This window comes from Heyndrickxia oleronia (assembly GCF_017809215.1).
GTDB lineage: Bacteria > Bacillota > Bacilli > Bacillales > Bacillaceae_C > Heyndrickxia > Heyndrickxia oleronia.
The window spans coordinates 2,110,845-2,123,180 of sequence record NZ_CP065424.1; the positions used below are offsets into that span (position 1 = coordinate 2,110,845).

At 34.0% G+C, this 12,336-nt stretch carries 10 protein-coding genes and 1 other RNA gene; all 11 read left to right on the top strand.

What is annotated here, in order from left to right; genetic code table 11:
* The first annotated feature begins 35 nt into the window (after positions 1-35).
* The 11 genes from I5818_RS10580 (at position 36) to I5818_RS10630 (ending at position 12,237) form a co-directional block, all read left to right on the top strand.
* Positions 36-2,294 carry a DEAD/DEAH box helicase gene (locus I5818_RS10580; RefSeq protein ID WP_078109917.1) on the top strand — a complete coding sequence of 753 codons (2,259 nt, stop codon included), beginning with the start codon at positions 36-38 and terminating at the stop codon, positions 2,292-2,294.
* 22 nt (positions 2,295-2,316) lie between these two features.
* A complete protein-coding gene (locus I5818_RS10585; protein ID WP_078109918.1) occupies positions 2,317-3,567 on the top strand; it encodes a ribonuclease H-like domain-containing protein in 1,251 nt (416 codons plus the stop codon).
* A gap of 482 nt (positions 3,568-4,049) precedes the next feature.
* Entirely contained in the window at positions 4,050-4,346 is a 297-nt protein-coding gene (locus tag I5818_RS10590) for a CotD family spore coat protein (RefSeq protein ID WP_071976076.1), read from the top strand.
* Positions 4,347-4,441: 95 nt separating this feature from the next.
* Positions 4,442-4,993 (top strand): SLOG family protein, encoded by a 552-nt coding sequence (locus I5818_RS10595; protein WP_071976227.1) that lies wholly within the window; start codon positions 4,442-4,444, stop codon positions 4,991-4,993.
* A 222-nt stretch (positions 4,994-5,215) separates the two neighbouring features.
* On the top strand, positions 5,216-5,518 hold the full coding sequence (gene gpsB / locus I5818_RS10600) for a cell division regulator GpsB (protein WP_058002404.1): 303 nt from the start codon (positions 5,216-5,218) through the stop codon (positions 5,516-5,518).
* 82 nt (positions 5,519-5,600) lie between these two features.
* Positions 5,601-6,005: RNase P RNA component class B (gene rnpB / locus I5818_RS10605), an RNA gene on the top strand.
* A 144-nt stretch (positions 6,006-6,149) separates the two neighbouring features.
* On the top strand, positions 6,150-7,286 hold the full coding sequence (locus tag I5818_RS10610) for a THUMP domain-containing class I SAM-dependent RNA methyltransferase (protein WP_058002405.1): 1,137 nt from the start codon (positions 6,150-6,152) through the stop codon (positions 7,284-7,286).
* 69 nt (positions 7,287-7,355) lie between these two features.
* Positions 7,356-7,532: a hypothetical protein gene (locus I5818_RS10615; protein ID WP_158022205.1), complete on the top strand. Its 177-nt coding sequence runs from the start codon at positions 7,356-7,358 to the stop codon at positions 7,530-7,532.
* 90 nt (positions 7,533-7,622) lie between these two features.
* Positions 7,623-9,542: an ATP-dependent DNA helicase gene (locus I5818_RS10620; RefSeq protein ID WP_071975528.1), complete on the top strand. Its 1,920-nt coding sequence runs from the start codon at positions 7,623-7,625 to the stop codon at positions 9,540-9,542.
* A 217-nt stretch (positions 9,543-9,759) separates the two neighbouring features.
* The gene (locus tag I5818_RS10625) at positions 9,760-11,268 is read left to right on the top strand and encodes a carboxypeptidase M32 (protein WP_078111496.1); all 1,509 of its coding nucleotides are present in this window, start codon (positions 9,760-9,762) and stop codon (positions 11,266-11,268) included.
* Between the two features lie 66 nt (positions 11,269-11,334).
* The gene (locus I5818_RS10630) at positions 11,335-12,237 is read left to right on the top strand and encodes a DMT family transporter (RefSeq protein WP_235813234.1); all 903 of its coding nucleotides are present in this window, start codon (positions 11,335-11,337) and stop codon (positions 12,235-12,237) included.
* The last annotated feature ends 99 nt before the right edge of the window (positions 12,238-12,336 follow it).

The window sequence follows — 12,336 nt, forward strand, 5'->3', positions numbered from 1 at the left end:
TTATTCGCTAAAATATAGAAAGAGGTGTGTAGAAAATGAAACGTCGAAAAAATTTACAAGAGGTCATCCAAGGTTTAAAAGAGGATGTTCATATAAATAAGCAAATTATTCATTGGCATACATTAAATTCAAAAGAGGCACAAACTACTCCGTTTCCAAATAGAATTCATCCATTATTAAAAGAATCATTAAATCGCAAAGGAATTTCTGAACTATATACGCATCAGAAATCGTCGTTTGAACTGGCAATGCAAGGGAAGAGCTTTGTTGCTGTTACACCAACAGCGTCCGGAAAGACTCTCTGTTATAATTTACCAGTTATCCAAACGATTCTCGAAGAACCAACGTCTAGAGCATTGTATATGTTTCCAACTAAGGCACTTGCTCAAGATCAAAAAAGTGAGATAAATGAGATTATTGATGAAACAGGACTAGACATTAACAGTTATACATATGACGGAGATACACCGTCAAGTATCAGGCAGAAGGTAAGAAAAGCTGGACATATTGTGATTACTAATCCTGATATGCTCCATTCCGCTATTCTCCCGCATCATACAAAATGGGTCGCTTTTTTTGAAAATCTGAAATATATAATTATTGATGAATTACATACATATCGAGGTGTATTTGGGAGTCATGTGGCAAATGTCCTGCGAAGACTAAAGCGAATTTGCACGTATTACGGTAGTAACCCTGTATTTATTTGTACTTCTGCAACTATTGCAAATCCAAAAGAATTAGCAGAAGGATTGACAGGAATGCATATGGAGCTAATCGATAATAATGGTGCACCTAGTGGGAAGAAGCATTTTATTTTTTACAATCCTCCAATCGTAAATAAGCCTTTAAATATCAGAAGAAGTGCTACATTAGAAGTGAGTCATCTTGCTAAGCAATTATTACAGCAAAAAATTCAAACAATTGTTTTTGCGCGTAGTCGAGTTAGAGTTGAAATTATATTGACCTATTTGCAAGAGGTTGTAAAACATGAATTGGGTTCTAAATCCATACAAGGATATCGGGGAGGATATTTACCTTCACAAAGGAGAGAAATCGAAAAAGGACTAAGGAATGGAGAGATTATTGGTGTAGTAAGTACAAATGCATTAGAACTTGGAGTAGATATTGGTCAACTCCAAGTATGTATTATGACAGGGTACCCTGGAACAATTGCCAGTGCATGGCAACAAGCTGGGAGAGCAGGAAGAAGACATGGAGAATCATTAGTAATAATGGTCGCAAGTTCTTCACCACTCGATCAATATATTATTGAACATCCTGAGTATTTTCTACATCAATCACCCGAAACCGCTAGAATTAACCCAGATAATCTGATTATCCTTGTTGATCACATTAAATGCGCTGCATATGAATTACCTTTTAAAAAGGGAGAAACATTTGGTGATGTTGAAATTGAAGATATTCTTGAATATTTGGTAGAAGAAAGAGTCCTTCATTATCGAAGTGAAAAATGGAATTGGATGAATGATTCCTTTCCAGCACATAATATTAGTTTACGTTCTGCTTCACAGGAAAATGTTGTAGTGATTGATTATACTGAAACAGCAAATGTGAAAGTAATTGGTGAAATGGATCAATTTAGTGCAATGACCCTTTTACATGAGGAAGCAATTTACCTTCATCAAGGAATTCAATACCAAGTGGAGAAACTAGATTGGGAAGAGAAAAAAGCGTATGTAAAGGAAGTTGAAGTAGATTATTATACCGATGCTAATTTAGCCGTACAATTACATGTGCTAGAAGAGGATAAACATAAATATATTCATAATGGTGAAGTGAGCTATGGAGATGTCACAGTCCAAGCCATGGCAACTATTTTTAAAAAAATTAAGTTTAATACACATGAAAATATTGGCTCTGGTCCTATCAATCTTCCTGAGCAAGAATTGCATACAAGTGCTACTTGGTTTACGTTTGAAAGTGAGTTATCAGAAAGTAAATTAGAAGAAGGTTTAATTGGAATTTCACATGCATTGAATTCAATTGTTTCTTTATTTGTTATGTGTGATCCTCAGGATATTCACGTGATACCACAAATCAAAGCTATTCACAATGAAAAGCCAACCATCTTTTTGTACGACCGTTATCCGGGGGGTGTGGGCTTAAGTGAAAAGGTATTTGAAAATATAAAAGAAATCATAAGCAAGACGACTGACATGATATCTCAATGTCCATGTGAAAATGGTTGCCCATCATGTATTGGGTTAGATGGAACTACTTCACGTTCTAAAAATATCGCATTACATCTATTATCACATTTTAAGGAATAGATCCCTATCGAGGTGAAATGACATGTCCTTGAAAAATAAGCTGCAACGCTTTAAAAATCACTTAGTTCCAGAACAGGTACAACAGCCTAAAAACATGAATGAAAATCCAAAAAATATAGATACAAAAGGTGAAATCCCCTTTATAGAAATGTGGGAACAAGCAAATACAAAGGTTTATTATTTAGAAGATGAATACTGCTTTATTCGTGAGGTTCATTATCCATTAAGTCATCAACATGGCAAATATCGGTTTCAAGATTATATTAAGGCTGTTGATATGTGGAATCATAATGGTATGAAACATCCATTATCTGCATATGGATATCAACCGAATGATTTGTTCTTTTTCGATACAGAAACTACTGGATTAGGTGGCGGTGTTGGAAATACAATCTTTCTACTTGGATACGCATATCTTGAAAAGGATGAAATCATTTTAAGACAGCATTTTTTACCTGAACCTGGTTTAGAAATCCCTTTATATTATAGTTTTCTTGAGAATATTGATTACACAACCCTTGTTACATACAATGGAAAAGCTTTTGATTGGCCACAGGTTAAAACGAGGCATACACTTATTCGCGAACATGTCCCAAAACTACCATCATTTGGCCATTTTGATTTATACCATGCATCAAGAAGATTTTGGAAGGATCAATTAGAGTCTGTAAAACTAGTAAATGTAGAGAAGGATATTCTTGAATTTGAGAGAAAAGATGATGTACCAGGTTTTTTAGCGCCGATGATTTACTTTGATTTTGTAGAAAGAAAAAACCCTGAAGGGATCATTACAGTTTTACAACATAATGAAAACGATATTCTTTCATTAATTACTTTATATACTCATTTAACCTTTCAAATTTTGCAGCTAGATCCCTCTCAGACCTCACAAGAAAAACTTATACTTGGGAAATGGCTTCAGGCTATTGGTGAAAAGGATGTAGCCATTCAAACGTTCGAGAAGCTTTCACTTGCTAATGAGATTGAGGCGAAATTTGAATTAGCATTTCATTTGAAAAGGCAAAAAAAATATTCAGATGCTAGGGATTTATGGTTAGAGGTGCTAGAAAAGGGGAATGGTAAGCTTAAAATAAAATCAAGCATAGAGGTTGCAAAATTATTTGAACACCAATTCAAGAACTATGATCAAGCATTAAAAATCGCTCGAATCGGTTTATCTTTGCATGAAGAAGAGCGATCTGGAAAGTCAAAGAAGGATGATAAAATTTATCAAGATTTGATCAAAAGAATGACCAGACTTGAAAGAAAATAATGCTTCTATTTCCTGGGGAAGCGCATAATTCGACGTAGGTTTCAAAAAGTTTTTCAAAAAACGCCAAAAACTTACAAGAATGTCATAAAAAATTAATAATTATTTTATATGGGAATGATTGTGTCGAATGATAGAAACCTGTAGAATAATAAATTGCGACGGTAGATGGACGAATTATCGTTTGTGAATAATAATGGAAATCTTCATTGCAATTTATTGGATTATAGGGGCTGAAATCATGTATCGAGCACTGTTTATTTTGTTTTTTATCGTTGTTTGTTTAACAGCATTGCTTTTTACTAGTTTAAAAGATAGTTTTTATACTTTCTTTTAAATTGATTTTTGGTTAAAATCAAGAATATTTAAATCTTTCGAGTAAAAAAGATTTCTTTTAAAAATAGGTATTTGAATTAGTACATGTTATAGCCTTTTCACATAGTTTGTTAGTGTAGCAAGACAAATTAATGAAGGGAGTTATGACTATGTTTTGTGGAAAGATTTTACCACCAATTGTTCATCCGACAAAATGCTGTACGAATCATACTCAACAAAATTTCATTCAACCACATATTTATCCATCACATACAACAAATGTGAATCACCAAGTAATTGGACACGCAAATTACTATCCTCATACTGAATCATTTGTAAATGAAGTGTCAAATGTAAACTTAGGTCCAGTTTCCGGACCAGTTCCAGGTGGGATGGGTGGATTTGGGCCAGGTGCTATGGGACCAATGGGTGGTCCTGGACCAATGCCATTCGGTTTTCCGAGGTAAATGTTGAATTTTCAAGGATGGTAATTGCCATCCTTGTTTTTTTATATTAATAATCGGTCTTATACTAGTGAGTCTTAGAGTAGGTGAAAATGATGATTAATGTAATTACAATTACGGGGTATAAGCCTTTCGAACTAGGGATATTTTCAAATAAACACCCCGCAATCGACTTTATCAAAATGGCAATAAAAAAAGAGCTAGTAAGCTTTTTGGATGAAGGACTTGAATGGGTGATAATTTCTGGCCAGTTAGGTGTAGAACTTTGGGCAGCAGAAGTGACTCTAGAACTTCAAAATGAGTATCCTGAACTAAAGCTTGCTGTTTTAACACCTTTTTTAAATCAGGAAGAGAGCTGGAATGAAATGAATAAAGACTATTATGAAATGATCGTTAGTCAAGCTGATTTTGTCGATTCTATATCAAAACAACCATATTCAAATCCACAGCAATTCCGTAATAAAAACAAACTTTTCCTACATAAAAGTCAAGGGATGATCATTGTATATGACGGTGAAAAACCAGGTTCACCAAAGTACATTTATGATGAAGCAAAACGATTAGTCGAAGAGAGTAAATATGACATGAGAACGATAGATTTTTATGATTTACAAATGTTAATAGAAGAGGACCAATGGAATTCTGAATAAGTCGTTTCATACTTGCTTTAAAATAAAATATAATGATAAAATTCTTCGGTAGTGAAGAAGAAAAACATTATTATATGCTTACTGTAAAAAAGAAAAAATAATTTATGAATAAAAACAAACTAGATTTTTTAGTTGTCAAACCATATTAAATTGACAAATATATTAATTTTTGAAAGAATAGTAATAATGGGCAACCTGCGAATATTTAAGGTGGTGTGTTAGATGTTATCTGATAAAATTAAGTTAACTGCAAAGGACATTTTAGAAAAAGAATTTAAAACGGCAGTTCGAGGGTATAAGCAAGAAGAAGTGGATAAATTTTTAGATTTTATTATTAAAGATTATGAAACCTTTCATCAAACAATAGAAGACTTACAACAGGAAAATATGCGCTTAAAGAAACAAGCGGATGATTCATTTCGCAGACAACCTTCGCAGCCAACAACTGGAACGACTAACTTTGATATCTTAAAGAGGCTATCAAATCTAGAAAAGCATGTTTTTGGAAGCAAACTGAGTGAATAGATTTGCTTGGATGAAATTTCTTATTGAAATTTAAGTGAATCTTATATATAATAAACAAGCGACGTTAAGTCGTAATGAAATAGCGTTCGGGTAATCGCTGCAACAGATAACTGTTGTTGAGGAAAGTCCATGCTCGCACGGTGCTGAGATGCCCGTAGTGATCGTGCCTAGCAAAGTCATAAGCTAGGGCAGTTTGGATTCGTCTGGGCTGACGGCAGGGAAAACACCTAAGTCCAATAAAGGATATGGTGTGAATACCTTTAAAGTGCCACAGTGACGTAGCCTTATGAGAAATCATAAGGGTGGAACGAGGTAAACCCCGCGAGCGAGAAACTCAAATTATGGTAGGGGAATCCTTTCTCTCGGAAATGAACGAAGAAAGGGACAGGCACTATATGAAGTGTCTGTAGATAGATGATTACCACCTGAGTACGAGATCATTACCTGGTCGTTAGAAGTACAACGGTACAGAACATGGCTTACAGAACGTTATTGAAGGTAATAAATAAACAAATTGTTATGCTCTCCTTCCGAAAAGGAGAGCATATTTTGTATAATCCTTATCTGTTTGAAAAGAGCTTATTTAAAGAGAACTAGATAGGTGAAAATATTACATACGAAGGGTGACATGATGTCTAACTATTCCTTAATTGCTACTGCAGCGATGGGGCTCGAGTCCATCGTTGCAAAAGAAGTAAATCAATTAGGTTATGAATGTAAAGTCGATAACGGTAAGATTGAATATAAAGGTGATGAACGAGCAATTGCACGTAGTAATCTTTGGCTACGCACAGCTGATCGAGTGAAAATTAAAGTAGGAGAATTTAAGGCTGTTACATTTGATGAATTATTTGAAAAGACGAAGGCTTTAAATTGGGAGACATTCCTACCTGTTAATGCCGAATTTCCTGTACAAGGTAAATCGGTAAAGTCAAAATTATTTAGTGTTTCAGATTGTCAAGCAATTGTAAAAAAAGCGATTGTAGATCGACTTCGTTCCCAATATAAACAGGTTTCTTGGTTTGAAGAGAACGGTCCATTATTTAAAATTGAAGTGGCACTTCACAAAGATATAGCAACAATAACAATCGATACAAGTGGAGTAGGGCTTCATAAAAGAGGGTACCGTGTTAATCAAGGTGAAGCACCGTTAAAGGAAACTTTAGCTGCCGCACTTATCCAATTAACCAATTGGCATCCTGATCGTCCGTTTTGGGATCCTTTTTGTGGATCGGGTACAATTCCCATTGAAGCTGCATTAATCGGTCAAAATATTGCTCCTGGATTTAATCGTGATTTCGCTTCAGAATCTTGGCCATGGATAGGAAAAAATATATGGGATGATGCACGTAATGAAGCGGAAGATCTAGCTAAGTATGATCAACCATTAAAGATCATTGGTTCTGATATTGACCATCGAATGATAAAAGTTTCTGAGGAAAATGCCATTGAAGCTGGATTAGGTGATTTGATTGAATTCAAACAAATGCAAGTAACTGATATTTCTACTAGAGATCAATATGGTGTACTTGTTGGAAATCCTCCTTATGGGGAACGCCTTAGTGAACGTCGAGAAGTCGAAAAATTATATAGTGAAATGGGAAAAGCATTTTCTAAACTAGATACATGGTCCATCTATATGCTGACATCATATGAACAATTTGAAGAAGTTTATGGAAAAAAGGCAACGAAAAAGCGGAAATTATTTAATGGGTTTATTCGAACAGATCTTTATCAATATTGGGGTCCAAGACCACCTAGAAATTAAGTCCATGGTTATAAGTCCTCCATTCCTTGAGTATAATAATATATAAAATTAGACGAAGGAGTGGGAAACTTGTCATTGGTTTCTATTGACTTTGATAAAATCTCAAGAGCGATTTCTAATACATATCGGCTTATCCAATTAGAGGGGAGTCCATCTGAAACGGTAATGGCTCAGCTAAAGGAAGCAGAGCATTCTCTAAATTGTGCTAAAAGCTATGTGTTAACAAGGGAAAAAACCATTATATAAGAACGCAAGTGTAGATGATGCACTTGCGTTTTTATATGGTGAACCTATTGATCGAAATAAATGACAGAAGTGAATAGCTGGAGGAAAAATATGAAAACGGGATTACCATTTACTGTGACTAAGGAAGAATCCTTCTATGAAAAGTTGGGTGATTGGATTGGGGATGTATTTTACGATCTTCTTCCGGAAAAAGGTTTTGAAATTAGAGATGAACAAATCTATATGGCCTTCCAATTAGAAAAAGCGTTTAAAGAAAAAAGTATCATGTTTGCAGAAGCGGGAGTTGGGACAGGAAAAACGATTGTCTATCTTCTATATGCCATTTGCTATGCGAGGTATACAGGTAGACCTGCAATTATTGCATGTGCAGATGAGACGTTGATTGAACAGCTTGTTAAAAAAGAGGGCGATATTCAAAAATTAGAACAAGCACTTGGTTTAAGTGCTGATGTAAGATTAGCAAAGTCAAGAGACCAATATTTATGCTTAAAAAAATTAGATAAAGAAGTAGCAAAGAACGAAATAGATGAATTTCTCGATATCTACGAAGAATTACCTGAATTTGTTCATGCACAAGGATCCATGATTAAATATGAGAAATATGGAGATAGAAAGGATTATTCTAATCTCTCTGAGGATAAATGGAAACGAATTGGATGGGATTCATTACAGGATTGCTTAGCCTGTGATGTACGACATCGATGTGGACAAACTCTTCATCGAGATCATTACCGTAAAGCTGCAGATTTAATTATTTGTTCTCATGATTATTATATGGAACATATTTGGACGAAGGAGTCAAGAATCCGTGAAGGGCAATTACCTTTATTACCAGAATCAAGTTGTGTAGTCTTTGATGAAGGTCATTTACTTGAATATGCTAGTCAAAAGGCTTTAACCTATCGAATTCAATCTGAAACGTTAGAAACATTATTAACGAGACTTATGGAAAATGATGTTCGTGAAGAAACGTTATACACCATTGAAAATGTATTATTCTTTAATGATAAATTATTTGAAATTATTGAGAGAGACGCGAAGTCTATTAGTGGTTCAGAACGATATCATATTGAAAAATCAGATGAACTAATGAAATATGCTCATTCTTTGCATTTACAAACAGAAAAATTGTCAGAGCAGCTTGTTTATGAGGGTGAAATGTTTGTCTTAAATGAATATGATTTGCATATCGTTGAAGAATATTTAGATCAGGTGTTGTATTTCTTAAAACTGTTTTCTAAAGATGATAAGGGTATTATTTGGGTTGAAATGTCTGATACTGAACATACTCTAGTGATTATGCCCAGACTTGTTGAGGAAATTTTACGCGATGAAGTATTTTCAAAAAAGATTCCTTTTATTTTTTCATCGGCAACACTATCAAATAACGGCGATTATTCTTATATAGCAAAAAGTCTTGGTATAGAGAAATTCTTATCATTAAAAGTTGATTCACCATTTGATTATGAAGAAAATATGAAGATTATTATGCACAAAAATGATCCTAAAAATAAAAGTAAAGAAATGATTAATCTCCTAAATGAAAGGGGAGGAAAAAGCCTCATTTTATTTGATACAAAGGATTCAATGGTTCAATTTAAAAAGTATATTAACGAATCAAATGAATTGAACTATCCAGTAATATTTGAGGGAGATCGAGAAATTAGTCATCTAGTTGAAGAATTTCAAAAGAATGACGAAACGATCCTTTGTTCATATCATTTATGGGAGGGATTAGATATTCCTGGATCATCTCTATCCAATGTCCTAATCGCGAATTTACCATTTCCTCCTAATGATCCTGTTTTTGATGCCAAACGTAAATCAAGTGTAAATCCATACGAAGAGGTTGATTTGCCATATATGCTACTTCGACTAAGACAAGGAATTGGACGTCTAATTCGGACGTCCACAGATAAGGGAGACATTCATATATGGATGGAGAATGAAAGTAATCATTCTATTTTGGATCAAGTAAAATCAATATTACCAGTAGAACCAAGAGTTTAAGTTTCTCACGAAAGAATTATTCAATAGTGCGCTAGTGGACTGTTTTATAAAAAATGGCCCACTAGCGCTTTTCTTGTAAAGAGTGTAAGCGTTAGTAGAGTACTTGATTCTACTTATTACTTAGTTTAGTTAAGAATTTACGTTGTACATTAATAGTTCTCCCTTTTCAGAACAATATGATAAAATAAGAAAGAGTCGATTGAGGAGGAGGATAAAAATGACTGAAACTCTAATTGAATTAGAAAAAGAATTTTTAGATTATGTTAAAAAAATGCAAGCCTATAATGAAGCGCTTGGCTTAATATATTGGGATTTGCGAACTGGGGCTCCTAAAAATGGCGTTGATCAGCGTGCAGAAGTAATAGGTATGTTGTCTTCTGAAATGTTTCACATGTCAACATCAGAAGAGATGGCAGCATATATTGCAAGTTTATCTGGTAATAATGAGCTTTCTGAAATTACCTTAAAAACATTGGAAGAATGTAAAAAAGCATATGATCGTAATAAAAAGATACCTGCTAAGGAATTCCAGGAATATGTCGTTTTACAATCTAAAGCGGAAAGTGTTTGGGAAGTTGCGAGAGAAAAATCAGATTTCAGTATGTTTCTTCCTTATTTAGAAAAAATTATCAGCTATCAGAAAAAATTTATTAATTATTGGGGCTATGAAGGGAATAAATATAATACATTATTGGATATGTATGAACCGGGGATTACAGTGGATATTCTCGATCAGGTCTTCTCCGAGGTTCGAAATGCAATTATTCCTTTAGTTCAAAAAATTTCAGAATCGCCTAATAAGCCAAAAACATCTTTCTTATTTGAAACTTTTCCGAAAGATAAGCAAAAAGAATTTAGCCTCAAGATATTAGAACAAATGGGGTATGATTTTGATTCGGGACGTTTGGATGAAACAGTCCATCCGTTTGCAACTGGATTAAATCCAGGAGATGTTCGTGTAACGACTAGATATGACGAAAATGATTTTCGGACAGCAGTATTTGGAACCATCCATGAGGGTGGGCATGCCTTATATGAACAAAATATTTCAAAAGATTTAATCGGTACTCCGCTTTGTAGTGGAACGTCGATGGGCATTCATGAGTCACAATCCTTATTCTACGAAAATATTGTGGGGAGGGATTATTCGTTCTGGAAGCATAATTATTCAATTTTACAGGATTATACCGATGGTCAATTTGAAGGAATCGAAATAGATGATTTTTATAATGCGATCAATGAATCCAAGCCTTCATTTATCAGAATTGAAGCTGACATGTTGACATACCCATTACATATTATAATTCGTTATGAGATTGAAAAGGCAATTTTTAATGATGAAATCGAAGTGAAAGATCTACCTCAAATTTGGAATGATAAATATGAAGAATATTTAGGGATCCGTCCCAATAATGATGCAGAAGGTATCTTACAGGATGTTCACTGGTCTGGGGGAAGTTTCGGTTATTTTCCTTCTTATGCTTTAGGGTATATGTATGCTGCTCAATTTAAACATAAGATGGTAGAAGAGCTACCAAATTTTGATGAGTTATTAGCATCTGGAAATCTGAAGCCAATCCAAGAATGGTTAACAAAGAATATTCACCAATATGGTAAAATGAAAAAACCGTTAGAAATTTTACATGATGTTACGGGAGAAGGTCTAAACGCAAAATATCTTATCGAATACTTAACGAATAAATATACAAAAGTCTATAATTTATAATTTTAATAAGGGGCTGTCTAATAGTTTTCTATTTAGGCAGCCTCCATCTCTAGGGAGGGGGAACGATTGCCTAGTGCTTTCATTATATTAGCAGCATTATCTTGGGGTTTTATTTCTATTTTTACGAAAAAACTTACTAGTTATGGATTTACTGAGATGGAAATCGTGACAATTCGTGTCGTTTATGCATGGATCCTTTTATTTCCTTTAACATTTTTACAAAAGAAACAGGCTATGTTTAAAATAAAATTAAAACATCTCCCATTTTTTGTTGGCACTGGTCTATTGAGTATTGTGTTTTTTAATTGGTGTTATTTTACCGCAATTAATCAACTCTCCGTATCCTTAGCTGTTATGCTACTATATACTTCTCCAGCGTTTGTAGCGATTTTATCTTATTTTATATTAAAAGAAAAACTCTCACTAAAAAAATTTTTCGCGATAATTGTAACGATTACGGGATGTACGTTAATAGCGATTTCAAGTAGTGGAGGAGGAACCAGTTGGAATTGGGGTGGATTTATTATTGGTTTGGGTGCAGGGCTTGGCTATGCACTGTATAGTATCTTTGGTAAATTAGCATTGAAGCATTATGATTCAATGACGATAACCTTTTATACGTTTTTAGTTGCTAGCGTATCTTTAGCTCCTTTTTTTCATTTTTGGCGGAAAATGAGCGATTTTACGATTGAAAATCACTTATATATGATTGGATTAGCAACTGTGCCTACTGTATTAGCCTATTTATTATATACCATTGGACTAAATAAGGTTGAAAGTAGCACGGCGGCTATTTTAGCGACGATGGAACCAGTAGCAGCTATTTTAGTAGGAATAATACTTTTTAAAGAAGATATTGTTATTTTACAATTTATAGGTATACTCTTTATTTTATCCTCAGTGTTTATTTTAAGCATAAAGAGAAAAACAAAAGGGGATCTATCTAAAAGAATATCAAAGGAATTTTAAAAGATCCGCAGTGAGCGGATCTTTAATTTATTGCTTTTACTATAAAGGATTATAGTAAAGACGAGAAGTCTGATTTATTATGCCTATATTGTATTGCGA